The sequence below is a fragment of the Luteimonas sp. MC1782 genome (assembly GCF_014164605.1).
Taxonomy (GTDB): Bacteria; Pseudomonadota; Gammaproteobacteria; order Xanthomonadales; family Xanthomonadaceae; genus Luteimonas.
Map to the genome: position 1 here is coordinate 483,939 of NZ_JACJFT010000002.1, position 25,240 is coordinate 509,178.

The window sequence follows — 25,240 nt, forward strand, 5'->3', positions numbered from 1 at the left end:
GCCGCTCTTTCCTCGCCCAGATACCGGTACCCGTCATGAAGGCCGACATCCATCCTGCTTACCGCGACGTCGTTTTCCAGGACGTGACCTCGGATTTCAAGATCCTCACGCGTTCCACCCTTTCCAGCAAGGAGACGGTGAAGTGGGAAGACGGCAACGAGTATCCGCTGATCAAGATCGAAGTCTCGTCGGCTTCGCATCCGTTCTACACGGGCCAGAACAAGCTCATGGACACCAGCGGCCGCGTCGACAAGTTCCGCAAGCGCTACTCCAAGTAAGCGCCGGGCACCACGCGCCCGAGCCGACGGCCGCCCACTGGGCGGCCGTTTTCGTTTGAGCCGCCGCGTTCCATCGTTGCGGCCGCTGGCGTATCCGTCGCGGCCGGGGCCTATGCGATAATTGCCCGATCGCGCACGCGCGCGACCCCGCCTCATCCGACCCGCCCCCGATGCGCGGGTCCACGCGATACGAAAGGAGTGCGTCTGTGTCCGCCACCCCGTCCAACGTCGGCCCGAACGCCGGCACCGTTGCAGTGCAGGCCGCCGGCAAGTCGGTCGAACTGCCGATCCTCAAGCCCACGCTCGGCAACGACTGCGTCGACATCGGCAGGCTGCCGAAGGAAACCGGCCTCTTCACCTACGATCCCGGTTTCACCGCCACCGCCAGCTGCAAGTCGGCGATCACTTACATCGACGGCGACGAGGGCGTGCTGCTGTATCGCGGCTACCCGATCGATCAGCTGGCAAAGCATTCCTCGTTCCTCGAGGTCGCCTACCTGCTGCTGAACGGCGAGCTGCCCGACGCCGCGCAGATGGGTGCGTTCGACCATGACGTCGCCCACCACACCATGCTGCACGAGGCGTTCAAGAACTTCCTCGGTGGCTTCCGCCACGACGCCCACCCGATGGCGATGCTGGTCGGCATGATCGGTTCGATGGCGAGTTTCTACCACAACGATCTCGACTACGACGACCCGGAAGAGCGCCGCATGGCGGCGATCCGCATGATCGCCAAGGTGCCGACCATCGCCGCCGCCTGCTACCGGCATTCAATGGGCTGGCCGCTGCGGTTCCCGCGCAACAACCTGCCCTACGTCGATCGCTTCCTGCACATGATGTTCGAGGTGCCGAGCGAGCCGCTGGTGCTCAACCCGGTCGCCGCGAAGGCGCTGGACCTGTTGTTCATCCTGCACGCCGACCATGAGCAGAACGCGTCGACCTCGACGGTGCGTCTGGTGGGTTCCACCGGTGCCAACCCCTACGCGTGCATCGCCTCGGGCGTCGCCGCGCTGTGGGGCCCGGCGCATGGCGGCGCCAACGAGGCGGTGCTGAAGATGCTGGCCGAGATCGGCACGGCCAAGAACGTGCAGTCGGCGATCGACCGTGCCAAGGACAAGGAATCCGGCTTCCGCCTCATGGGCTTTGGCCACCGCGTGTACAAGAACTTCGACCCGCGCGCCAAGATCATCCGGGAGATGTGCCACAAGGTCCTGGAGGAACTCGGCATCGACGACCCGCTGCTCGAGGTCGCGATGCGGCTCGAGGAGGCGGCGCTCAAGGACGACTACTTCGTGCAGCGCAAGCTCTACCCGAACGTCGATTTCTACAGCGGCATCATCTACAAGGCGCTGAAGATCCCGACCGAGATGTTCACGGTGATGTTCGCCATCGCGCGCACCGCCGGCTGGATGGCGCACTGGCTCGAGCAGCAGACCGATCCGGAGTTCAAGATCGGCCGCCCGCGGCAGATCTATACCGGTTCCGGTGTGCGCGATTACCCGGCCGCCGACAAGCGCTGACGCCACATCAGGCCGCGCGATGCACAACGCCCCGCAATGCGGGGCGTTTTTCCTCTCATGAGGCCTGCCGCGATGTTCGTCGCCCAGCAGGTACCGGGTCAGCGTGCGTCGGAAAGTGGCCCATGCGCCTCTTCACCTTCAGCCAGCAGCCTGCGCAGCTGGCTGGCCGATGCGCGCGGCATCGGTTTCTCGTCCACCGCCGACAACGGCGCCTGGCGCAGGGCCGCGGCGGGCAGGACCGTGAGCTCGATGACGGTGTCGCCGGCGCTGAACAGCCACGCCGGGAACTCGCCGACGCGCGCGCGGTCCAGGCGCACCCGGCGGCTGTGCGATTCCGCGGGGATGCCGGCATCGCCGAGGAAGCGCGGCACGGCATCGGCGTCGTCGCAGTAGAGGTGGAGCGTCACGGGTGCGTGCGGGCCCGCCGTGCCTTCGAGCACCGGACCCACCAGGCGCGCATCGAAGGCAGCGAAGAATTCGAGCGCCTGCAGGGCGGCCTCGCGGCGCACCTGCAACTGGCCGGCGTGCGTGTCACCGAGGAACAGCCGCTGGTACTCGCGCAGCGCGTCCTCGATCTCGTGGTTGCGGGGCAGCGACGCGTCGTCGTGGATGCCAAGCCGCTCGGCGGCCTTGCGCTTGGCGTGGTGGAAGTCGCGGATCCCGCCTTCGGCGATCAACCGCGCCGCCTCGTGGGCGAGGCGGTGGCGGAGCTCACGGCTTCGGGTTCCTGCGTGCTGTCTGGCTCTGTGCATGCGGGCGCTCCATCCGGAGAAGGCCACCACAGACTACCGGATGACGCCTCAGAAGATGTCGAACGCTTCCTCGGTCGGGACCTCTTCGGCCACGTCCTCGTACGTCGACTCCATGCGCTCGAGGTCCTCGGCTTTCACCCACTCGACCAGGCCGCCATCGGAGGTGGTCGGCAGCAGCCGCCCGCTCGCGCTGACCGCAACCTTGACCATGCCGTCCGGTGGCTCGTTGGCCGCGATGGGCATGCCGTCCAGCGCAACGCGCATGAAGTCGATCCAGATCGGCAGCGCCGACTTGCCCCCGTATTCGCGGTAGCCGAGCGAGCGGTTGTCGTCGCGACCGACCCAGACCACGGTGGCCAGGTTGCCGCCGAAGCCGGAGAACCATGCATCGCGGTGGTCGTTGGTGGAGCCGGTCTTGCCGCCGACGTCCTCGCGGCCAAGCACCTTGGCCGCGGTGCCGGTGCCGCGTTGCACGACGTCGCGCATCATCGACACCAGCTGGTACGCGACGCGCGCGTCGATGGCGCGCGGCGCCACGACCCTGTCGGGGCCGGCGACCGGGGCCGCGGGTTCGGGCGTGGTGGCGGCAGGTGCGGCGGCGGTTGCCGGCTGGCTCGGGCCGAGGTTGAAGCCATCGACCACGTTCGCGGTCGCGACCGTCGTCCCGTCGGCGCCGCAGCTGCGGCACGCGACTGCCGGGTTCTCCTTGAAGACCACCTTGCCGTCGCGGTCCTTGACCTCGTCGATGAACCAGGGCGTGACGCGGAAGCCGCCGTTGGCGAACACCGCGTAACCGCGCGTGATGTCGAGCGGCGTCAATGACGGCGTGCCCAGCGCGATCGACAGGTTGGGCGGCAGCTCGGACTCGTCGAACCCCATGTGGCTGATGTAGCGGCGCGCGTAGTCGACGCCGATGGCGTCAAGCAAGCGCACCGACACCAGGTTGCGCGAACGCACCAGCGCTTCGCGCAGCCGCATCGGGCCGGCGAACTTGCCGTCGTCGTTCTGCGGGCGCCAGTCCTGGCCGCGGCGCATGCGGAACACCACCGGCGCGTCGACCACCACCGAGGCCGGGTTGAAGCCGCGCTCGAAGGCCGCGGCATAGATGAAGGGCTTGAAGCTCGAGCCCGGCTGGCGGCGCGCCTGGGTGGCGCGGTTGAACTTCTGGCCGGCGAAGCTGAAGCCACCGACCAGCGCGCGCAAGGCGCCATTGTCGGGCTCCAGCGACACCAGCGTGGATTGCGCGCGTGGCACCTGGTCGAGCTGCCACGTGGGCTTCGCCGCCGGGTTCGGGGCGGCTCCGTCCTTGCCCTTGGGCTCGATGCGGCGCACGCGGGTCACGTCGCCGCGCTTGAGCAGGGCCCCCGGATTGCGGCCGGTCCAGCGGCTGCTGGCGGCGTCGAGGGTCACCGTGGTGCCGTCGGTCAGCGCCACGTCGGCGGTGCCGTCGCCGGCGCGCAGGACGATCGCCGGCAGCAGTCCGGACTGCGCAGGGATGCCGCGAAGGCGGGCGCCCGCGGTTGCCGCGTCCTCGTCGGCCGCAAGGTCGAAGGCCTGCTCGATCTTCGACCAGCCGTGGCGATGGTCGTATGCGGACAGGCCGCTGCGCACCGCGACATCGGCGGCCAGCTGCATCGTCGGATCGATCGTGGTGGTGACGTGGTAGCCGCGGGTCAGCACGTCGCCGCCATAGCGGGCGATCATCTCCTGGCGCACCATTTCGGCGACATACGGCGCGTACACCTCGACCGGGCGTTCGTGCGGGGTGGCGTGCATGGCCACCGCCTGCGCCGCGGTCGCTTCCGCCAGGCTGATGAAGCCGAGTTCGTGCATGCGCTGCAGAACGTAGTCGCGGCGGATGCGCGCGCGCTCGGGGTTGGTGACGGGGTTGCCGCTGGACGGGAACTTGGGGATCGCGGCCAGCGTGGCCAGTTCGTCCAGGTCGAGCTGGTCGAGCTTCTTGCCGTAATAGAACTCGGCCGCGGCGGCGATGCCATAGGCGCGATTGCCGAAGAAGCTCTTGTTGAGGTAGAGCTCGAAGATCTCGTCCTTCGACAGCTCGCGCTCCATCTTCATCGCCAGCAGCATCTCCGACAGCTTGCGCGTGTAGCTGTACTCCGAGCTCAGGAAGAACTGGCGGGCCACCTGCTGGGTGATGGTGGACCCACCCGGCACGCGCTTGTCGTCGGTCGTCGCCAGCAGCCAGATCGCGCGGCTGACACCGCGGTAATCCACGCCGTGGTGCTCGTAGAAGCGGTTGTCCTCGATCGCGATGAACGCCTGCTTCAAGCGTTCCGGCACTTCGGCGATGTCCACCGGGTAGCGCCGGGTCTCGCCGAACAGCGCCATCAGGCGGCCGTCGCGCGCGTAGACATACAGCGGCTCCTGCAGCTCGACGTTGCGCAGGCTCTCCACGTCGGGCAATCGCGAGGACACGACGTAGTACAGTGTGCCCGCTGCGAGCAGGCCGATGACGAAGAAGCCGGCGAACAAGATCAACAGCCAGCGCAGCAGGCGACGGAAGCGGGGCATCGATGGGGTCCTGGGGCCCGGGAGCCGGACCGTTGTGAAGCGCGCAGTATATAGAGAGGGGACTGCGGGCTGATCCTGCCCGGGCACAAGTGCCGCACAGGGTCAGTACGTGACACAGCGCGCAATGCGGGAGGTCGCCGCATGCTGCTTGTTGCCATTCGGTGAAAACTCCGTTATCTAATGCGTCGGGGCACGAAGCGCACGTAAGCGCCCGTGACATGGGGAGAAAAGCGTGGGGCTGATCACAAAAAGCCAGGCACCGCTGGTCGGGGTCGACATCAGTTCGACTGCGGTCAAGCTGTTGCAGCTGTCGCGTTCGGGCGACCGATACCGGGTCGAGCACTACGCGGTTGAACCGCTGCCGCCCAATGCTGTCGTCGAGAAGAACATCGTCGAGGTCGAGGCTGTCGGCGAAGCCATCCGCCGCGCCATGACGCGGTCCGGCAGCAAGGCGAAGCACGCCGCGGCCGCGGTCGCCGGCTCGGCGGTGATCACCAAGGTGATCCCGATGCCGGCCGACCTCGACGAGGACGACCTCGAATCGCAGGTCGAACTCGAAGCGGTCAACTACATTCCGTATCCGATCGAGGAAGTGAACCTCGACTTCGAAGTGCTGGGTGCCATGCCAGGCAACGCCGAGATGGTGCAGGTGCTGCTGGCGGCGTCGCGTTCGGAGAACGTGGAGATGCGCGCGTCCGCGCTGGAGCTCGGCGGCCTCACCGCCAGGGTCATGGACGTCGAGGCCTTCGCGATCGAGAACGCCTTCGCGCTGCTCGCCAATACGCTCAACGTGCCGCGCGACGGCATCGTGGCGCTGGTCGACATCGGCGCCACCATGACCACGCTCAACATCCTGCGCAACGGCCGCAGTCTCTACACGCGCGAGCAGGTCTTCGGCGGCAAGCAGTTGACCGACGAGGTCATGCGCCGCTACGGCCTGTCCTACGAGGAAGCCGGCCTGGCCAAGCGCCAGGGCGGGCTGCCGGAAAGCTACGAGATCGAGGTGCTGGAGCCGTTCAAGGAAGCGCTGGTCCAGCAGATCAGCCGCCTACTGCAGTTCTTCTACGCCGGCAGCGAGTTCAACCGTGTCGACCAGGTGGTGCTGGCCGGTGGCTGCGCCTCGATCGGCGGCGTGGCCGAGATGGTCGAGGAGCAGCTCGGCGTGCAGACCGTCATCGCCAACCCGCTGGCGCAGATGACCCTGGGGTCCCGCGTCCAGGCGCATGCGCTCGCGCAGGATGCCCCGGCGCTGATGATCGCCTGCGGCCTGGCCATGAGGAGCTTCGACTGATGGCGCGCATCAACCTCCTTCCGTGGCGCGCCGAGCGCCGCAAGCAGCGCCAGAAAGAGTTCGGCGTGATGCTGGCCTTCGCGGCGCTCGCCGGCGTGGTGCTGTGGTTCATGGTCAACAGCTATTACAACGCGCAGATCGACGGCCAGAACGCGCGCAACGCGTTCCTGCAGGAGCAGATCACGCAGGTCGAGACCAGCATCACCGAAATCGACGAACTCGACCGCCAGAAGGCGCGATTGCTGGCCCGCAAGGACGTCATCGAACAGTTGCAGGCCAACCGCTCGCAGATGGTCCACCTGTTCGACTCGCTGGTGCGCACGATCCCCGACGGCGTGGTGCTCACCGGCATCAAGCAGGAGGGCGAGAAGCTGTCGCTCGAGGGCCGTTCGCAGTCCAACGCGCGCGTCAGCACCTACATGCGCAACCTCGAGGGTTCCGGCTGGATGACCAAGCCCGACCTGTCGATCATCGAGGCACGTGACGGCGTCGCCGGCCTGCCATATGCCTTCAACCTGGCGGTGCAGCTGGCCAATCCCAACGCGCCGAAGGACGAGGACGGCGACGGCATTCCCGATGCCGTGCCGCCGGTGGACGCCGCGCCGGCCGCCGATGTCGCGCCTGCTGCCGCCGCACCCGCCGACACCGCCACGCCGCCACCGGCCGATGCCGCCGAAACGGCGCCCGCCGCCGCCCCGGCCGCTGAACAAGGAGCCGCGTCGTGAGCAAGCGCAAGATGTCGCTCAAGGAACTCGACTTCAACAACACCGGCTCCTGGCCGCGCGAATACAAGATCGCGTTCTGCGTGCTGCTTGGGCTGCTGATCTTTGGCCTGCTGTGGTGGGTGCTGACCCGCGACAAGGGCGACCAGCTGAAGGCGCTGGAGGCCACCGAGTCCGGCCTGCGCGCCGATTTCGAGACCAAGCAGGGCCGCGCCGCCAACCTCGAGCCGCTCAAGCTGCAGTTGGCGGAAATGGAGCAGCAGCTGCAGCAGATGCTGCGCCAGCTGCCCAGCCGCACCGAGATGCCCGACCTGATCGTCGACATCTCGCAGACGGCGCTGGCCACGGGCATCACCAGCGAGCTGTTCCAGCCGGGTCCGGAGTCGCCGAAGGAGTTCTACGCGGAGAAGCCGATCGCGCTGCGCATGCTCGGCAGCTACCACCAGTTCGGCGCCTTCGTCAGCGGCGTGGCCTCGCTGCCGCGCGTGGTCATCATGACGATGCACGACATCCAGCTGCGGCCCAAGGGCGGCGGCGACGGCAAGGTCGTCGGCATCCGGCCGAACTCCGCGCTGGAGCTTGCCGGCACGGTGAAGACCTACCGCTATCTGGATGACGAGGAGGCGGCCGAGCAGGAAAAGGTCGCCGCCGATGCCGCAAAGGGGAGCCCCTGACATGGGCACGATTGCCAACGCCAGCCGCGGGTTCGCGTACCTGGCCGTCCTCGTCGCGCTCGCCGGGTGCGGGCGGGGGGTCACCAGCGAGCCGGGCACGGCGCCGAACCTCGAGGAGTGGGTCGCCAATGTCCGCGCCCGGCCGGCACCACCGCTGGATCCGTTGCCGGTGATGCAGCAGTTCGAGAGTTTCGAGTACGCCGCGCAGGGCCTGCGCGACCCGTTCAGCGACGCGTTCGCGAACGAGGGCAACGGCAGCGGGCCGCGCCCGGACTCCAACCGCCGCAAGCAGACGCTCGAGCAGTTTCCGCTCGACAGCCTCGACATGGTGGGATCGCTCGGCGCGGGCAGCAGCCTGACCGCGCTGGTGATGGCACCGGACAAGGTCACGTACCGGGTCGGTCCTGGCGTGTACCTGGGCCAGAACGATGGCCGCGTGACCAGCGTCCAGGAAGATCGCATCGAACTCGTCGAACTCGTGCCTGACGGTGCGGGTGGCTGGCTTGAACGGCCGGCATCGATCGCGCTCGAAGACAATTGATTAGGGGAAGCCAGATGACCTTCACCAACGCGCCACGCCGTTCGCCGATCTCGCGCGCCATGCCCCTCAAGGCTGGTGCCTGCGGTCTCCTCGCCGGCCTCCTCGCGGCATTCAGTGCCGTCCACGCCGCTCCGTCACCGGGTGTCCCGGTCGCGAGCTTTGCGCAGGTCACGCCTGCGGTCGCGATCGACCCCGCCAAGCAGGTCCCGGCGGCGGTGGCGATCACCGGCATCGACTTCAAGCGCGGTGAGGGCGGCTCCGGCAAGCTGATCCTGAAGTTCAGCGGGGACGGCGCTGCGCCCGACCTGCGTACCCAGGGCGGCACGGTGATCCTGGACGTCGGCAACGCCGAGCTGCCGGCCGCACTGCAGCGACCGCTCAACGTCGCCGACTTCGCCACTCCGGTGCAGCGCATCAACGCCAACCAGGGGCCCAAGGGCACGCAGATCGTGCTGAGCACGGAAGGCGCCTTCGAGCCGCTCGCCTACCAGACCGGCCGCGACTACATCGTCGAGATCGTGCCGCGCGCGGCCAACGCCAGCCGCGCGGTGGGCGCCAGCACCGCGGCGGCTGTCGCCACCACGGCCCAGGCGTCGGCCCGACCGGGAACGGAGACACGCAGCTACGGTGGCCGCCCGGTCACGTTCAACTTCCAGGACGTGCCGGTGCGCACGGTGCTGCAGCTGATCGCCGAGCTGTCGGACCTCAACATCGTCGCCAGTGACAGCGTCACCGGCAACGTCACCCTGCGACTGATCAACGTGCCGTGGGACCAGGCGCTGGACATCGTCCTGCAGGCCAAGTCGCTCGACAAGCGCCGCAGCGGCAACGTGGTGTGGGTCGCCCCGCAGTCCGAGATCGCCAAGTTCGAGCAGGACATCGCCAATGCGCGCCTGGCGCTTGAAGCCCGTGCGGAAATGGTCACTGAATATATCCCGGTCTCGTACGGCAGCGCCGAGGACATCGCCAAGCTGCTGACCGAGGAGAGCAAGAGCAGCAGCCAGGGCGGCAGGAGCGGCGGCAGCCAGGGTGGGCAGGAGGACCAGAGCACTGGATTCCTGTCCTCGCGCGGCAGCCTCAGCTATGACCGGCGCACCAACACCTTGCTGGTGATCGACATCCCACAGCGGGTGGAGGAGATCAAGCGCCTTGTTCAGAACCTGGACAAGCCGGTCGACCAGGTGGTCATCGAGTCGCGCATCGTGATCGCCAACGAGTCGTTTGCCCGTGACCTGGGTGCGCGCTTCGGCGTTCGCGGCGTGAAGGATCGGTTGATCAGTTCAGGATCGATCGGCGCCAACCAGGGGCTGATCGAATCGGCCAACGGAGCCCAGCCGGGTGATCTCGTCAGTTGGGGCGACAATGCACTCAACAATGATTTCAGCATCCGCAATCTCAACCCGGCTTCCATCGCTTTCACCATCCTCGGCAACACCATCGACTGGGATCTGGAGTTGCAGGCCCTGCAGCAGGACCAGCGCGGTGAGGTGGTGTCCAACCCGCGTGTCGTGACGAGCAACCAGCGTGAAGCGATCATCCGCCAGGGCCGCGAAGTCGGTTATCTGACGGTCACTGGTGGCCAGAGCAACAGCGTGCCTACCGTGCAGTTCAAGGAAGCGCTGCTTGAGCTGAAGGTCACGCCGACGATCACCGCTGACGGGCGCGTGTTCCTGAACCTTGCGGTCAAGAAGGACGAGATCGAGGACTTCACCGAAATCATCGGCATCGGGCTGATTCCGAACCTGGCGAAGCGCGAGGTCACGACCGCGGTCCTGATCGAGGATGGGCAGACGGTAGTCATTGGCGGCGTCTACGAGTTCAGTGACCGCAACTCCATCTCGAAGGTTCCATTTCTGGGCGACCTGCCCATCCTGGGCAATCTGTTCAGGACCAAGGGCCGGTCAAAGAGCAAGGCGGAGTTGCTGATCTTCGTGACCCCGCGCGTGCTTCGCGTGGCGCAGCGTCCGTACTGACTGCAGAGTCAACCGCGTCAACGACGGGGCCTTCGGGCCCCGTCGGCGTTTCAGTGGGGGGCGCGTGTCCCCGCTTGAACCAAGTTGGGCCGGAGTGGTCAAACTGCACCCTGGCGCAGCCCGCGCCGTCCCCCGGTCGCCCATGGACACGCCCAACGACGAGATCCCCCGCCTGCATGGCGTCTTCACCGCCCTGCGCGACGCGCTCACGCACGAGATCATCGGCCAGGCGGCGCTGGTTGAACGCCTGCTGATCGCGCTCCTCGCCGATGGCCACCTGCTGGTCGAAGGCGCGCCGGGACTGGCCAAGACCAGCGCCATCCGAGCGCTGGCCGCGCGCATCGAGGCCGACTTCGCGCGCGTGCAGTTCACGCCCGACCTGCTCCCGGCGGACCTCACCGGTACCGAGGTGTGGCGACCGCAGGACGGCCGCTTCGAGTTCCAGCCCGGGCCGATCTTCCATTCGCTGCTGCTCGCCGACGAGGTCAACCGGGCGCCGGCCAAGGTGCAGTCGGCACTGCTCGAGGCGATGGGCGAGCGCCAGGTCACCGTGGGCCGGCAGACCTATGCGCTGCCGCCGCTGTTCCTGGTGATGGCCACGCAGAATCCGATCGAACAGGAGGGCACGTTCCCGCTGCCGGAAGCGCAGCTCGACCGGTTCCTGATGCACGTGCGCGTCGGCTATCCGGAAGTGGAGGCGGAGGCGGGCATCCTGCGCCTGGCGCGCGAACGCGCCCGCGCGACGCTGCAGCACGTGGCCCCCACGACGGGCCGCATACCCGCCGATGACATCTTCGCCGCCCGCAATGCCGTGCTCGACCTGCACATGGCGCCTGCGCTGGAGCGCTACCTGATCGAGCTGGTGCTCGCCTCGCGCAGCGCGGAGCGCTACGACGCGGCGCTGGCGCGGCGCATCGCCTGGGGCGCGAGCCCGCGCGGTTCGATCGCGCTGGAACGCTGTGCGCGTGCGCATGCCTGGCTGGCGGGGCGTGATTTCGTGACCCCCGACGACGTGCGCGCGGTCGCGCCCGACGTGCTGCGCCACCGCGTGCTGCCTAGCTACGAGGCGACGGCCGAGGGCTGGGACGGTGAGCGCCTGGTGCAGGAACTGCTGCAGCACGTGCCGCTGCCGTGAGCAACCAGGCCGCCACCGCAACCGGAGGCGATGGCATCACGCCGTCGCTGGCCGAGCTGATCGGCCTGCGCGGCATCGCGCAGGCGCGCGTCACCGCTCGGCGCGGCGCGGCCGGCGTGGCCGGTCCCGCGCCTTCGACGCTGCGCGGGCGCGGCATGGAATACGCCGAGTCGCGCGCCTACGCTGCAGGCGACGACGCCCGCCACATCGACTGGCGCCTGACCGCGCGCAGCGGCAAGCCGCATACCAAGCTGTTCCAGGCCGAACGCGAGCGGCTGACGCTGCTGGTCGCCGACACGTCGCCGGCGCTGTATTTCGGCACGCGGGTGCGCTTCAAGTCGGTGCAGGCGGCGCGCGCGGGGGCGTTGGCGGCGTGGCGCGCGGTGCGCGACGGCGATCGTGTGGCCGCGCTGCGCGGCAGCATGTCGGAACCTCCGGTGCCGCCCGCGTCCGGCGCGCGCGGCGCGCTGCGCGTGCTCGACGCGCTGGTGCGCTGGTATTCGACGCCACCACCGGATGACGCGGGGCTGGACGTCGCGCTCGACCACGCCCGGCGCCTGCTGCGTCCGGGCTCGCGACTGCTGGTGCTGTCCGATCCCGCCAGCGTGGCCGCCGTCCCGGAAAAGCGCTGGCCTGCGCTCGCGGCGCACCACGAGGTGCTGGTGCTGCTGCTCACCGATCCGCTCGAGATGGAGCCGCCGCGCGGGCTGCTCGCGTTCTCGGTGGCGTCGACGATCGCAGCGCAAGTCGGCGCCGCTGCGTCCGACAGCGCGCGCCGCGCCCGCATCGAGCTCGACCTCGGCAACAACGGCGAACGCGACCGCTGGCGCCTGGCCTTCGACGGCGGGGTTGAGCAGACCATCGCCACCCTGGCTGGGCGCGGCGTGCGCGCCTTGCGCCTGTCCACCGCCGACGAAAGCGACGCCTGGCTGGCGTTGCCCGCCGCGGTGGCGAGGAGCGCGTGATGCAGGACGCACTGCCGCTGCGTGATATCCACCCCTCGTCCGCCCCCGCGTGGTGGCCGCCCGCCCCCGGTTGGTGGATGGTCATGGCGGTCGTCGCACTGGCACTGCTCGCGCTCCTGGCCTGGCGCTGGCGGCGGATCCGTCGGCGCCGGCGTCACGAACAGGCGTTCGACCTGGCCGTGGCCGCCGCGGTCGGCCCGGCCCAGGAGATCGCGGCGATGTCAGAACTGTTGCGCCGCGCCGCACGCCTGCGTGACCCGGCCGCCGATCGCCTGCAGGGCGACGCCTGGCTCGCATTCCTCGATGCCGATGACGCCGCGCCGCGCTTCTCCGGCGATGACGCCGCGCTGCTGGTCGACGGCCCGTTCCGGCGCGATGCGGGTCCGGTTGCCGTGGACACACTGCGACGCACCGCACGGGCGCGCTTTCTCGCATGGATGGAGGGTCGCAAGTGAACGCGCTGGCAAGCCTCTGGCCCGCGTTCGCCGGTTTCGACTGGCCGTGGATGCTGCTCGCGCTGCCGCTGCCCTGGCTCGTCCGCCGCCTGGTGCCGCCGCTGCCCGATGCCGGTCCGGCGCTGCGCGTGCCGTGGTCTGCGCGCGTGCGCGAGCTGGCCGGTGCTGCGACGCATGCGGGGGGAACCGGCACCCGCGTGCCCGCACTGGCCTGGCTGGGCTGGGCGCTGCTGTGTGTGGCCGCCGCGCGTCCAATGGCCTGGGGCGAGGCGGTGCAGCCGCCGGATGTGGGCCGCGAGCTGATGCTCGCGGTCGACCTGTCGGCGAGCATGGGCGAGCGCGACATGCTGCTGGGTGGCGACGTTGTCGATCGCCTCACCGCCGCCAAGGCAGTGATCGCCGACTTCCTCGAGCGACGCCATGGCGACCGCGTCGGCCTGCTGGTGTTCGGGCGCAGCGCCTATGCGCTGGCGCCGCCGACCACCGACCTCGCCAGCGTGCGCGAACAGCTCGCCGATACCGTGGTGGCGCTCGCAGGGCGCGAGACCGCCATCGGCGACGCCATCGGCCTGGGCGTGAAGCGCCTGCAGTCGCAGCGCGAAGGACAGCGCGTGCTGGTCCTGCTTACCGATGGGGTCAACACCGCCGGCATGCTCGACCCCCTGAAGGCCGCCGGCATCGCCGCCGACGAGGATGTGCGCATCCACACCATCGCCTTCGGGGGCGACGGTGAAGCGTTGTCGGTGTTCGGCTTTCGCCTGCCGTCCGGGGGCAACGAGATCGACGAGGCCACGCTGGTGCGGATCGCCGACATGACCGGGGGCCGCAGCTTTCGCGCCGCGGACACCGAGTCGTTGGCGCAGATCTACGCCGAGATCGACCAGCTGGAACCCATCGAACATCCGGGCGAGGCGCTGCGCCCGCGCCGGGAGCGCTACGCGTGGCCGCTGGCGGCCGCGTTGTGCTGCGGCCTGCTGGCCCTGCCTCTGGCGTGGCGGCGGAGGCGACCCGCGTGACGGCCCTGCTGTCACCGCTGCAGGCCGTGCAGTTCCTGCGCCCCGTGTGGCTGCTGGCACTGCTGCTGTTGCCACTGCTGGCATGGGCGTGGCGTGCTCGCCAGCGTCGGCGCAGCAGCTGGCGCACGGCCGTCGATCCGCACCTGCTGCCGCACCTGCTTGACGCGGGTGCGCGCGGCCGCGGCGCGTGGGGCGGGGGCTGGCTGGTGCTGGCCGGCTGCGCGCTGCTGGTGCTGGCGCTGGCCGGTCCGAGCTGGCGCAGCACGGCGCAGCCGCTGCAGGCTGGCGGCGCGCCTCTGGTGATCGCCCTCGACCTCTCGAGCGCCACGCTGGCCAACGACTTGCCGCCGTCGCGGCTGCTGCAGGCGCGTGCGCGCATCGACGCACTGCTGCGCGCGCATGCCGGCGAGGTCGCGCTGGTGGCCTATGCCGACGACGCCTACACGATCGCGCCGATGACCCGCGATGCGGGCAACGTCGCGGTGTTCCTCGACGCGCTGGCACCGGATGTGATGCCGGTCGACGGCAGCAAGCCGGCGCGCGCCATCGCGCTGGCGCAGCGCCTGCTCGCGCAGTCCGGACACGCCCGCGGCGACATCCTGCTGCTGGCCGGCAGCGGCAGCCGCGCGGCGACATCCGCCGCGGCGGACGCGCGTGCCGCCGGCTATCGCGTATCCGTGCTCGGCATGGGCACCGCAGCCGGTGCGGCCTACCGCCGCCGCGACGGCGGCATCCACTCCGCGCGCCTGGACGTGGCTTCGTTGCGTGCGATCGCCGACGCCGGCGGGGGCCGTTACCACGCCTGGTCCGAGAGCGTGCCCGGCGTGCTGGCCGCGATCGGCGGCGGTGAGCACAGCGGCGATGCCGATGCGGCTGCAACGACGACTGGCGACATCGGCGACGGGATGGCGCATGGGCCGCGCGACGCCGCACATGCCTTCGTGCGCGAGGACGGCGGCTTCTGGCTGCTGCCGCCGGCCATGCTGTTGCTGCTGCTCGCGTTCCGGCGCGGCGGCGTGTTCGTCGCGCTGCTGCTGTGCCTGGCGCTGCCGCCGCCACCACTGCTGGCGGCCGAGGACAGCGCCGGCGTCGAAGCCACTGTCTGGCGACGCGCGGACCAGGTCGCGCACGCGCGCAGCGCGGAGGCCGAAGCGGCATACCGTCGTGGCGACTACGAAGCCGCCGCGCGGGGATTCGCGCGCCTCCCCGGTGCGGACGCCGCCTACAACCGCGGCAACGCGCTGGCGCGCCTTGGCCGTTACGAGGATGCGCTCGCGGCCTACGATGCCGCGCTCAAGGCAGCGCCCGGCATGGCGGATGCGGCTGCAAACCGGGCGGCGGTGGAGGCTGCAATGCGCCGCAAGCCGCCACCTGGCGCCAAGGGCGACAGCCGCGGCGATGGCAAGGACACACCGGAACGCGGCAAGCCGCAGCCGGGCCAGGAGGGCGCCGGCCAGGGCGACGCCGATGATCCATCGGGGCAGGGCGCAGCGTCGCAAGAGCCGGCCGACAGCGAACCTGCGCGTCGCGACGGCGAGGCACCGCCGCCACCTTCGACCGGCACAGGCGAACAGCAGCGCGAAGCCGATGCCGCGCAGCGCGAGGCCATGCAGCGCGCGCTCGAGGACGGGCGCCCCGCGACCTCCGGCGCCGACGCCAAGGGTGAACCCGAACAGGCGCGCGATGCCGGCGAAAGCGAGCAGGCGCAGGCCAACGCGGCGTGGCTGCAGCGTGTGCCCGACGACCCGGGTGGGTTGCTGCGCGCGCGCCTGCGCATCGAACACGAACGCCGCCGGGCGGAAGGAAAATGACCGCATGCACACAATGATCCGCGCGCGCTGGATGCTTGCCTTCCTGCTTGGCCTGCTGCCGGTGCTCGCACACGCCGAGGTGCGCGCGTGGCTCGACCGCGACCGCGTCGCGCTTGGCGAGACCGTCACCCTCAACATCGAGACCGACGGCGGCGGCCAGCCGGACTACGCGCCGCTGGCCGCCGACTTCGCGCTGAGCCAGCACGCCAGCAGGCAGCTGTTCGAACGCCGCGCCGGCCAACAGGTGTCGCGCATGCTGTTCGCCGTGGCGCTGGAACCGCAGCGCGCGGGCAGCCTGACCGTGCCGGCACTGCGCGTCGGCAGCGAACGCACCGCGCCGCTGGCGTTGTCGGTGGTGGCCGCTGCGGCCCCGGCGCGCGCGCGCGGCAACGTGTTCATCGAAGCGGAGGTCGATGCGCCCGCGCCGTACGTGCAGCAGGCGGTCGGCTACACCTTGCGCCTGTACTACGCCACGCAGCTGATTTCCGGCCAGCTCGACCTGCCACCGCCGGAGGGCGCTTCGCTGCAGCGCGTGGGCAGCGACGTGCAGTACAACCGCGACATCGGTGGCCGCCGCTACACCGTGGTCGAGCGCCGCTACCTGCTGCTGCCCGAGCGCAGCGGCGCACTGGTGCTGCCCGGCGCGCGCTTCGAAGGGCGCGGTGTCGGCAACCTGTTCGACGACATCTTCAGCGACGGCCAGCGCGCGCTGTCGGCGCGCGGCCCGGACATCACCCTCGATGTCCGCGCCATGCCGGCCACGGCGCCGCGGCCGTGGCTGCCGCTGCGTGCGCTGTCGATGCGCTGGGTGGATCCGCCACGCACCGCGCGCGTGGGCGATGCCACCACGGTCGAACTCGAGATCGTCGCCGACGGTGCGATGGCCGCACAGCTGGCGGCGCCTACCGTGGATGCCGACCAGGGTGCGCAGGTGTTCGCCGAGCCCGCGCAGGTGGATGAAACCGTGCGCGACGGCCGCCCGCACGTGCGCCTGCTGCGACGCTTCTCGGTGCTGCCCGCGCGCGACGGGCGCATGCGCGTGGTCGCCCCGACCATCGCCTGGTGGGACGTCGCATCCGGCCAGGCACGCGAAGCAGTGCTGCCCGACCTCACGCTCGACGTAGCGCCCGCGCCGGGCGCGCGCGCCGATGCGGACGGCGCAGCCGTCGCCGCCGCTCCGGCGCCCGGCGACGGCGACCCCTGGGTCCGCGTGCCGGGCGTCCAGGGCGAAGTGCGCGCCTGGGCCCTCGCCACGGTCGCGTTCGCGCTGCTGTGGCTGGTCACGCTGGGCTGGGCGCTGCAGCAGCGGCAGCGGGCGGCGGCCGGCGTTGCGACGGGCCCGTCGACGCGCGTTGCGGCAAGCGCCGGGCACACGCCGTCCGCCACGCCGCGCGCCCTGCGCCGGGCACTCGACACCGGCGATCTCGGTGACGTGGCACATGCCCTGTGCGCGCTCGCCACGCCGCCGGCCGCGGACCTCGACGCACTTGCCGACCGCATCGAACCCGGTCCGCAACGCGCCGCCATCGCGCTGCTTCAGCAGGCGCGCTGGGGCGGCGGCGATGCCGCAAGTGCACGCACGGCGGTGCGAGCCGCATTCGCCGCCGGCGCGCGCTGGCAGACGGCATCGACGCCGGCCGATGCCGACTTGCCGCCGCTGTATCCCTCGTGATCCGGGCGTGCCGGGCGCGCTTTGTTAAGCTCGGACGGTCCAGCCACTCCGGAACCACCGCATGACCGAGTCGAACGCGCCTGCCAGGCAACGCATGCCGCTGCACTGGAAGATCGCCATCGGCTTTGTCGCCGGCCTGGGCGCCGGCCTCGTCGCCCACTACGGTTTCGGCGCCGACGCCGGCTGGGTGCAGGCGTTCACGCGCTACGTCACGCAGCCGTTCTCCACGCTGTTCCTCAGCCTGATCTTCATGATGATCGTGCCGTTGCTGTTCTCGGCGCTGGTGGTGGGCGTGTCGGAGATGGGCGACATCCGTTCGCTGGGTCGCATCGGCTGGCGCACGCTGGCCTACACCGTGCTGCTGTCCGGCATCGCCGTGGTGCTCGGCCTGGTGATGGTCAACCTGTTCCGCCCCGGCGACGGCGTCGACCCGGAACTCGCGCAGCGCCTGCTCAGCGAGGGCGCCGAGCGGGCCGCGGCCATCGTGCGCGACAGCAGCGAGCAGCCCACCGGCGTGCAGATGCTGCTCGACATCGTGCCGCAGAACATCGTTGACGCGGCCTCCAGCAATGCCAGCATCCTGGCGCTGATGTTCTTCGCGCTGATGTTCGGCATCGGTATCGTCATGAGCCCCGACAGCCCCGCGATCCGCACGCTGCGGCGCGGCATCGAGGGCATCTTCGAAGTCTCGATGACCCTGATCGGCCTGGTCATCCGGCTCGCGCCCTATGCGGTGTTCTGCTTCATGTTCAACCTCGCCGCGCTGTTCGGCTGGGACCTGCTGTTGCGCCTGGGCGCCTACGTGCTGGTGGTCGTGGGCGCGCTGGCCATCCACATGCTGGTGGTCTATTCGCTGGCGCTGAAGTTCGTCGGTGGCTATTCGCCGCTGCGCTTCTTCAAGGGCGTGCAGGAGGCGATGCTGATGGCCTTCAGCACCGCGTCCAGCAACGCAACGCTGCCGACCGCGCTGCACGTGGCCGATACCCAGCTCAAGCTGCCCAGGGCGGTGTCGCGTTTCGTGCTGACCATCGGCGCCACCGCCAACCAGAACGGCACCGCGCTGTTTGAAGGCGTGACCGTGATCTTCCTGGCGCAGTTCTTCGGCGTCGAGCTCGGCATCGGCCAGCAGGTGGTGGTGATGCTGGTGTGCATCCTCGGCGGCATCGGCACCGCGGGCGTGCCATCCGGCTCGCTGCCGGTGGTGGCGCTGATCTGCGCCATGGTCGGCGTGCCACCGGAAGGCATCGGCCTGGTGCTGGGCGTCAACCATTTCCTCGACATGTGCCGCACCACGGTGAATGTCACCGGCGACCTCGGCATCGCGGCGATGGTGGCGCGCGACATCGAGGACGTGCCTGGCGCGCCCGTGCTGGACGACGCCACGGCCTGAACGGCGGGCCTGCGCCACAGTCCGGGCAGCGCGTCCGGGACACCGGTCGGCGGGGGTGGGACAATGGCGGCTTCGCCCGCCGCCGCCCCCGAGACATGACCAGCCCCAGCCGACGCGACCTCGCCAACGCCATCCGCTTCCTCGCCGCCGACGCCGTGCAGGCGGCCAACTCCGGCCATCCCGGCATGCCCATGGGCATGGCCGACATCGCCGAGGTGCTCTGGAACGACTACCTGAGCCACAACCCGGGCAACCCGAAGTGGTTCAACCGCGACCGTTTCGTGCTGTCCAACGGCCACGGCTCGATGCTGCTGTATTCGCTGTTGCACCTCTCGGGCTACGACCTGCCGATCGAGGAGCTGCGCAACTTCCGGCAGATGGGCCACCGCACTCCGGGCCATCCCGAAAACTTCGTCACCGACGGCGTCGAGACCACTACCGGGCCGCTGGGCCAGGGCTTCGCCAACGCGGTCGGTTTCGCGCTTGCCGAGAAGCTGCTCGCGCAGCGCTTCAACCGCCCCGAGTACGCCGTGGTCGACCACCGCACCTGGGTGTTCATGGGCGACGGCTGCCTGATGGAGGGCATCTCGCACGAGGCCGCGTCGCTGGCCGGCACCTGGGGCCTCGGCAAGCTGGTCGCGTTCTGGGACGACAACCACATCTCGATCGACGGCGACACCGCCGGCTGGTTCACCGACGACACCCCGGCGCGCTTCGAGGCCTACGGCTGGCGCGTGATCCGCGACGTCGACGGCCATGACGCCAAGGCGGTCAAGGACGCGATCGAGCTGGCCATGCGCCACGACGACCGCCCGGTGCTCATCTGCTGCCGCACCACGATCGGCTTCGGCTCGCCGGCCAAGGCCGGCAAGGAGTCCTCGCACGGCGCGCCGCTCGGCAAGGACGAGCTCGACGCCACGCGCAAGGCGCTGGGCTGGGAGCACGCGCCGTTCGATGTGCCGCAGGCCATCCAGGACGGTTGGCGCGCCACCGGCGCGGGCCTTGCGCGCGAGGCGCAGTGGAACACGATGTTCGACGCCTACGCCGAGCGCCATCCGGAGCTCGCCGCGGAGCTGGTGCGCCGTTCGCACGCGGAACTCCCGGAGGGCTTCGCCGCCGCGGCCGATGCCTACATCGCCAAGCTGCAGGCGGACGGCCCCACCGTCGCTTCGCGCAAGGCCTCGCAGATGGCGATCGAAGCCTTCGCGCCGCTGCTGCCCGAGCTGGTCGGCGGCTCGGCCGACCTGGCCGGCTCCAACCTGACCCTGTGGAGCGGCAGCAAGTCCGTCACCAGCGACGCGCCCGATGCCAACTACGTCTATTACGGCGTGCGCGAGTTCGCGATGACCGCGATCAGCAACGGCCTCGCCGTGCATGGCGGCTTCATCCCCTACGACGCCACGTTCCTGGTGTTCAGCGACTACGCCCGCAATGCGGTGCGCATGAGCGCGCTGATGGGCGCGCATGCGATCCACGTCTACACGCACGATTCCATCGGCCTTGGCGAGGACGGTCCCACGCACCAGCCGGTCGAGCACCTGGCCAGCCTGCGCCTGATTCCCGGCAACGATGTCTGGCGTCCGTGTGATGCGGTGGAGTCGGCGGTGTCGTGGCGTGCCGCCATCGAACGCCAGGACGGCCCCAGCTGCCTGGTGTTCTCGCGCCAGAACCTCGCCCACCAGGCGCGCGATGCCGCGCAGGTCGCCGCCATCGCGCGCGGCGGCTACGTGCTGCGCGACTCGGTCGGCGCACCGGAGCTGATCCTCATCGCCACCGGCTCCGAAGTCGGCCTGGCGATGGACGCCGCCGAGCGCCTGGGCGACGGCGTGCGCGTGGTGTCGATGCCGTCGACCGACGTGTTCGATCGCCAGGACGCCGCGTACCGCGAAGCCGTGCTGCCGCGCGCCTGCCGCAAGCGCGTCGCGGTCGAGGCTGGCGTGACCGACATCTGGCGCAAGTACGTGGGCCTGGACGGCGCGGTGGTCGGCATCGACCGTTTCGGCGCCAGCGCACCGGCCGAGGTGCTGTTTCCGCACTTCGGCTTCACCGTCGACAAGGTGGTCGAAGCGGCGCGCGCGCTGTAGCGCCGCCGGCCACGGCCTGGAGTTGCCATGCCCCAGCGTGACTGGGTGGCGCGTGCCATCCACATCATCGAAGCCGACTTCAACCGGTCGGCCGACACCCACCTGATCCCGCTGGACGTGCCCGGCTATCCGGGCATCGACGTGTACCTGAAGGACGAGTCGAGCCATCCCACCGGCAGCCTCAAGCACCGGCTGGCGCGCTCGCTGTTCCTGTACGCGCTGGCCAACGGCTGGCTGCGCGAAGGGCGGCCGGTGGTGGAGGCGTCGAGCGGATCGACCGCGGTGTCGGAAGCGTACTTCGCGCGGCTGCTGGGCCTGCCGTTCATTGCGGTGATCCCGGCGTCGACCTCGCCGGAAAAGATCGCCGCGATCGAATTCCATGGCGGCCGCTGCCACCTGGTGCAGACCGCCTGCGCATTGGATTCCGAATCGCAACGCGTGGCGGCCGAGACCGGCGGCCACTTCATGGACCAGTTCACCTACGCCGAGCGCGCCACCGACTGGCGCGCCAACAACAACATCGCCGAATCGATCTTCCGGCAGATGGCCGAGGAGCGGCACCCGGTGCCGGAGTGGATCGTGTGCAGCCCGGGCACCGGCGGCACCGCCGCCACCCTGGGGCGCTACGTGCGCTACCGCCGCCATGCCACGCGCGTGCTGTGCGCGGATCCGCAGGAGTCCGTGTTCCACGACGCCTACCGCGCGGCACTGGCGGGGCAGCCCTGGCGCGACTTCACCCATCCCTGCGGCTCGCGCGTGGAAGGCATCGGCCGGCCGCGCGTGGAAGCGAGCTTCATTCCCGGCTGCATCGACGCCATGGTCAAGGTGCCCGACGCGCTGGCGCTGGCGGCGATGCGCCATGTCAGCGCCACGCTCGGCCGTCGCGTCGGCGGCTCCACCGGCACCAACTTCGTCGGCGTGCTGCACGCGGCGCGGCGCATGCGCGAGGCCGGGCAGGGCGGCTCGATCGTCACCATCCTCTGCGACAGCGGGGATCGCTACGCGCACAGCTACTACGCGCCTGAGTGGTACGCGGCCAACCGGATCGACACCGAAGCCGCGGACGCGGTCATCGCCTCGGCGGTGGCCGGCGGCCACATCGACGGCCTGGACCCTTTCGGCGACGCCTGACCTCGCCCGCCCGATCCTGCAGGCGGGGCTGCGGGCGCGACCGTTGTGTCAGCAGAAGATTTTCTCTCGCGAAGGCGCGAAGGCGCGAAGTTCTTTCCGGGGTGGGTTTGCTTCGCGCCTTCGCGCCTTCGCGAGAGATCGCTTTGCTTTGGTCGCGGCCGTGACTGGTCCCGCACGGGGCAGGTACGGCGCTTGACAGCGGGAGCGTTTACGCATGTAATCGAGCCTTGGGTTTACAGGCGTAATCGACATGTCGATCAGTGATGCCGAAGCGGTGGTGATGGACGTGCTCTGGCGGCAGCAGCCGCTGGCCGCCGAAGACGTGGTGGCGCAACTGGCCGCCAGTTCGGAGTGGGCGGAACCCACCATCAAGACCCTGCTCAACCGCCTGCTGCGCAAGGGTGCGGTGCGTGCCGAGCGTGATGGCCGCCGCTACCTGTACTCCCCGGTGCTGACCCGCGAGGCCTGGGTGGCGCAGCAGAGCGAAGGCGTGCTGGATCGCCTGTTCGGAGGGCGCGTCGCGCCGCTGGTGGCGCATTTCAGCGAACGCGGCAAGCTCAGCCCGGCCGACATCGCCGAGCTCCGCCGCCTGATCGAAGGCCTTGATGATGATCGCCGCTGAGACGCTGCTACGCTGGCTGGTGGACGGCAGCCTCGCGGCGAGCGTGGCGCTGCTGCTGGTGCTTGCGCTGCGGCTTCCGCTGCGTCGCGCGTTCGGCGCGCGCGTGGCCTACGCAGCGTGGGCGCTGGTGCCGTTGGCGCTGTTCGCCGCCGCATTGCCGCGGCCCGGTCCCGGCCAGGTCCTCGCGCCGACCCTCCTGGCGCTGCATCCCGGCGTGCTGGTGGTGGCGGCCACCGACGCGGCGCGCACCGCGGCCGCCGGCGACGGTCCGCTGCTGCTGGTGGCGGCCTGGCTGCTCGGTGGCATGCTTGTCGCGTTGCGTTTCGGTGCACAACAGCGACGCTACGTCGCGGCGCTCGGCCACCTCGCGCAGGGCGCGGACGGCAGCTGGCGCGGCATCGGCGTCGAGGCGCCGGCGGTGGTGGGCGCGCTGCGGCCACGCATCGTGCTGCCCGTCGATTTCGAAGCCCGGCACGCCGCCGACGAGGCAGCGCTGGTGGTCGCGCACGAGCGTGCCCATCTCGCGCGCGGCGACACCCGCGCCAACCTGCTGGCGGTGGCCTTGCGCTGCCTGCACTGGTTCAACCCGCTCCTGCACCTGGCCGCGCGCGGATTCCGCCTCGACCAGGAGCTCGCCTGCGATGCCACCGTGCTCGCGCGCCATCCCCATGCGCGTCGCCGCTACGCGGACGCGATGTTGAACGTGCAACTGGCCGTCCCTGGACTGCCGGTCGGTTGCCATTGGCAGTCCAGCCAATTCCTCAAGGAGCGCATCCTCATGTTGAAACAACCGCAACCCGGCGCTGTCCGCCGCCGCACCGGCGCCGTGGCCCTGGGCGTCGTGCTCGCCGCCTGCAGTTACGCCGCCTGGGCGGTCCGCCCGGCCGCTGCACCGCCAGAAGCTCCCCTGCCACCGGTGCTCGCAGCGCCTGCGCCTCCGGCACCACCCGCACCACCCGCACCTTCAAGTGCGCCGCTGCCGCCAAGCCCGTCAACGGCACCATCGCCCCCGGCGGTGCCGGCGCCGCCCGTACCACCCGCGGCGCCGGTCACGCCCGCGCCGGCTTATCCAGCCGAGGCCCTCGCCGCGGGACAGGGCGGGCGGGTCGTGTTGAAGCTGCGGGTCGGCACCGACGGCAGCGTCATGGACGCGGTGGTGGAGCAGTCGACGCCGCAAGGCGTGTTCGACGCGGCAACGCTCCAGGCCGCGCGCAACTGGCGCTTCGATCCCGCGCAGTCCGACGGCAAGCCGGTCGAACGCTGGATCCGTGTTCCGGTCGACTTCGCGCCGGACTGACCCGCGCGGCAGGGGCCCCGCGGAATTCAGTCGAGGACATGCACCGCGCTGGTCATCCGCCGCACCTCGTCGGCAGCGTGGCTGACATGGACCATCGGCAGCCGCACCTCGTCGCGGACGCGCTGCAGCCACGGGATCAGCTCTTCGCGGCGCGCCAGGTCGAGCGCCGACAACGGCTCGTCCAGCAGCAGGATCGCCGGCTGCGAGAGCAGGGCGCGGCCGATGGCCACGCGCTGCGCCTCGCCGCCGGACAGGTTGCCGGTGCGGCGCGCCAGCAGTGCCTCGATGCCGAGCAGGGCGACGACGTCCTCGAGCCCGAAGCGCGCCGTGTCGCCGCGCCGCGCATGGCGGCCATACAGCAGGTTGCCGCGGACGTCGAGGTGCGGGAACAGCCGCGCATCCTGGAACACGTAGCCGACATGCCGCCGGTGTGGCGGCAGGTCGATGCCGCGCGCGGCGTCGAACAGCACGCGGCCATCGACGGCGATGCGTCCCGACACCGGGCGCACCAGGCCTGCGATCGCATTGAGCACCGTGGTCTTGCCGGCACCGGATGGCCCGGTCAGGGCCACCACGCGCGCGTCGTCCTCGATGCGCACGTGGCGCGCGAAGCGGCCGCGCCGCAGCTCGACGTCCAGGCTCAGCATTGGCACGCCTCCGGACCCGGCGGGTTCATGCTTCGTCCCAGGCATCGCGGCGCCCGTGCTGGCGGCGCACCAGCCATTCCGACGCCAGCAGTGCCAGCAGCGAGATCGCCACCGCCACCGCTGCCAGGCGCCAGATGCCCGTTTCGCCACCTGGCACCTGCATCAATCCGTAGATCGCCGTCGACAGCGTCTGCGTCTCCCCCGGGATGCTGGACACGAAGGTGATGGTGGCGCCGAACTCGCCCAGCGCCTTGGCGAAGCCGAGCACCGCGCCGGCCACGAGCCCGGGCCACGCCAGTGGCAGCGTGACCGTGGCGAACACGCGCCAGGGGTTGGCGCCAAGCGTCGCCGCGGCCTGCTCGAGGCGGCGGTCGACGTTTTCGATGGACAGGCGGATCGCGCGCACCATCAGTGGAAAGCCCATGATCGCGCTGGCCAGCGCGGCGCCGGTCCAGCGGAACGCGACGCCGATGCCGAACTGCTCGGCCAGGAATCCCCCGATCGCGCCCTGGCTGCCGAACAGCACCAGCAGCGCATAGCCCACCACCACCGGCGGCAGCACCAGCGGCAGGTGCACCAGCGCATCCAGCAGCGCCTTGCCCGGAAAGCGGCCGCGCGCCAGCAGCCAGGCGACCGCGACTCCGGCCGGCAGGCTCGCCAGCGCCGCGGTGCAGGCCACTTTCAGGCTCAGCGCGATGACGGTGAGTTCGGCGGCGGTGAAGAGAGGCATGC

General features: G+C 70.3%; 22 protein-coding genes. 18 read left to right on the forward strand and 4 right to left on the reverse strand.

The genetic code is table 11. The annotated features are described in order from the left end of the window. Positions 1–35: 35 nt before the first annotated feature. Together H5368_RS11685 and H5368_RS11690 are read left to right on the forward strand one after the other, a co-directional pair. Entirely contained in the window at positions 36–278 is a 243-nt protein-coding gene (locus H5368_RS11685) for a type B 50S ribosomal protein L31 (RefSeq protein ID WP_182824775.1), read from the forward strand. Between the two features lie 254 nt (positions 279–532). Continuing rightward, positions 533–1,798: a citrate synthase gene (locus H5368_RS11690; protein ID WP_223878076.1), complete on the forward strand. Its 1,266-nt coding sequence runs from the start codon at positions 533–535 to the stop codon at positions 1,796–1,798. Positions 1,799–1,896: 98 nt separating this feature from the next. On the opposite strand, the gene H5368_RS11695 is transcribed toward H5368_RS11690, so the two are convergent. Then, on the reverse strand, positions 1,897–2,550 hold the full coding sequence (locus H5368_RS11695) for a hypothetical protein (RefSeq protein WP_182824779.1): 654 nt from the start codon (positions 2,548–2,550) through the stop codon (positions 1,897–1,899). Positions 2,551–2,598: 48 nt separating this feature from the next. Beyond that, positions 2,599–5,082 carry a penicillin-binding protein 1A gene (locus tag H5368_RS11700; RefSeq protein ID WP_182824782.1) on the reverse strand — a complete coding sequence of 828 codons (2,484 nt, stop codon included), beginning with the start codon at positions 5,080–5,082 and terminating at the stop codon, positions 2,599–2,601. Positions 5,083–5,314: 232 nt separating this feature from the next. Between H5368_RS11700 and H5368_RS11705 the strand changes: the two genes are divergently transcribed. The 16 genes from H5368_RS11705 (at position 5,315) to H5368_RS11780 (ending at position 23,861) form a co-directional block, all read left to right on the forward strand. Beyond that, positions 5,315–6,373 carry a pilus assembly protein PilM gene (locus H5368_RS11705; protein WP_182824784.1) on the forward strand — a complete coding sequence of 353 codons (1,059 nt, stop codon included), beginning with the start codon at positions 5,315–5,317 and terminating at the stop codon, positions 6,371–6,373. Next, the gene (locus H5368_RS11710; RefSeq protein WP_182824786.1) at positions 6,373–7,098 is read left to right on the forward strand and encodes a PilN domain-containing protein; all 726 of its coding nucleotides are present in this window, start codon (positions 6,373–6,375) and stop codon (positions 7,096–7,098) included. The genes H5368_RS11705 and H5368_RS11710 overlap by 1 nt, the downstream gene beginning before the upstream one ends. Next, entirely contained in the window at positions 7,095–7,769 is a 675-nt protein-coding gene (gene pilO / locus H5368_RS11715) for a type 4a pilus biogenesis protein PilO (RefSeq protein WP_182824788.1), read from the forward strand. Before H5368_RS11710 ends, pilO begins: the two co-directional genes overlap by 4 nt. Position 7,770: 1 nt before the next feature. Further along, complete coding sequence (locus H5368_RS11720) at positions 7,771–8,310, forward strand: pilus assembly protein PilP (protein ID WP_182824791.1); 540 nt, start codon at positions 7,771–7,773, stop codon at positions 8,308–8,310. Between the two features lie 14 nt (positions 8,311–8,324). Continuing rightward, positions 8,325–10,283, forward strand: coding sequence for a type IV pilus secretin PilQ (gene pilQ / locus H5368_RS11725; protein ID WP_182824792.1), 1,959 nt, complete (start codon positions 8,325–8,327; stop codon positions 10,281–10,283). A 142-nt stretch (positions 10,284–10,425) separates the two neighbouring features. Then, positions 10,426–11,418 carry a MoxR family ATPase gene (locus H5368_RS11730; RefSeq protein WP_182824794.1) on the forward strand — a complete coding sequence of 331 codons (993 nt, stop codon included), beginning with the start codon at positions 10,426–10,428 and terminating at the stop codon, positions 11,416–11,418. Then, on the forward strand, positions 11,415–12,383 hold the full coding sequence (locus tag H5368_RS11735; RefSeq protein WP_343203909.1) for a DUF58 domain-containing protein: 969 nt from the start codon (positions 11,415–11,417) through the stop codon (positions 12,381–12,383). The genes H5368_RS11730 and H5368_RS11735 overlap by 4 nt, the downstream gene beginning before the upstream one ends. Next, positions 12,383–12,838, forward strand: a complete 456-nt coding sequence (locus tag H5368_RS11740; RefSeq protein WP_182824796.1) for a DUF4381 domain-containing protein — start codon at positions 12,383–12,385, stop codon at positions 12,836–12,838. The genes H5368_RS11735 and H5368_RS11740 overlap by 1 nt, the downstream gene beginning before the upstream one ends. Before the next feature lie 50 nt (positions 12,839–12,888). Beyond that, entirely contained in the window at positions 12,889–13,854 is a 966-nt protein-coding gene (locus tag H5368_RS11745) for a VWA domain-containing protein (RefSeq protein WP_255486541.1), read from the forward strand. Continuing rightward, positions 13,851–15,665 carry a VWA domain-containing protein gene (locus H5368_RS11750; RefSeq protein ID WP_182824808.1) on the forward strand — a complete coding sequence of 605 codons (1,815 nt, stop codon included), beginning with the start codon at positions 13,851–13,853 and terminating at the stop codon, positions 15,663–15,665. Before H5368_RS11745 ends, H5368_RS11750 begins: the two co-directional genes overlap by 4 nt. 4 nt (positions 15,666–15,669) lie before the next feature. Then, the gene (locus H5368_RS11755) at positions 15,670–17,337 is read left to right on the forward strand and encodes a BatD family protein (RefSeq protein ID WP_255486516.1); all 1,668 of its coding nucleotides are present in this window, start codon (positions 15,670–15,672) and stop codon (positions 17,335–17,337) included. 61 nt (positions 17,338–17,398) lie between these two features. Then, entirely contained in the window at positions 17,399–18,727 is a 1,329-nt protein-coding gene (locus H5368_RS11760) for a dicarboxylate/amino acid:cation symporter (RefSeq protein WP_182824810.1), read from the forward strand. 95 nt (positions 18,728–18,822) lie between these two features. Further along, on the forward strand, positions 18,823–20,811 hold the full coding sequence (gene tkt, locus H5368_RS11765; RefSeq protein WP_182824812.1) for a transketolase: 1,989 nt from the start codon (positions 18,823–18,825) through the stop codon (positions 20,809–20,811). 27 nt (positions 20,812–20,838) lie between these two features. Continuing rightward, entirely contained in the window at positions 20,839–21,942 is a 1,104-nt protein-coding gene (locus H5368_RS11770) for a PLP-dependent cysteine synthase family protein (protein ID WP_182824814.1), read from the forward strand. A 250-nt stretch (positions 21,943–22,192) separates the two neighbouring features. After that, the gene (locus H5368_RS11775) at positions 22,193–22,564 is read left to right on the forward strand and encodes a BlaI/MecI/CopY family transcriptional regulator (RefSeq protein WP_182824816.1); all 372 of its coding nucleotides are present in this window, start codon (positions 22,193–22,195) and stop codon (positions 22,562–22,564) included. Continuing rightward, positions 22,548–23,861, forward strand: a complete 1,314-nt coding sequence (locus H5368_RS11780) for a TonB family protein (RefSeq protein WP_182824818.1) — start codon at positions 22,548–22,550, stop codon at positions 23,859–23,861. The genes H5368_RS11775 and H5368_RS11780 overlap by 17 nt, the downstream gene beginning before the upstream one ends. A gap of 26 nt (positions 23,862–23,887) precedes the next feature. Here the strand turns inward: H5368_RS11780 and H5368_RS11785 are convergent, their stop codons facing one another. Together H5368_RS11785 and modB are read right to left on the reverse strand one after the other, a co-directional pair. After that, positions 23,888–24,508: an ATP-binding cassette domain-containing protein gene (locus tag H5368_RS11785; RefSeq protein WP_182824820.1), complete on the reverse strand. Its 621-nt coding sequence runs from the start codon at positions 24,506–24,508 to the stop codon at positions 23,888–23,890. A 25-nt stretch (positions 24,509–24,533) separates the two neighbouring features. Further along, entirely contained in the window at positions 24,534–25,238 is a 705-nt protein-coding gene (modB, locus tag H5368_RS11790; protein WP_182824822.1) for a molybdate ABC transporter permease subunit, read from the reverse strand. Positions 25,239–25,240 lie beyond the last annotated feature (2 nt).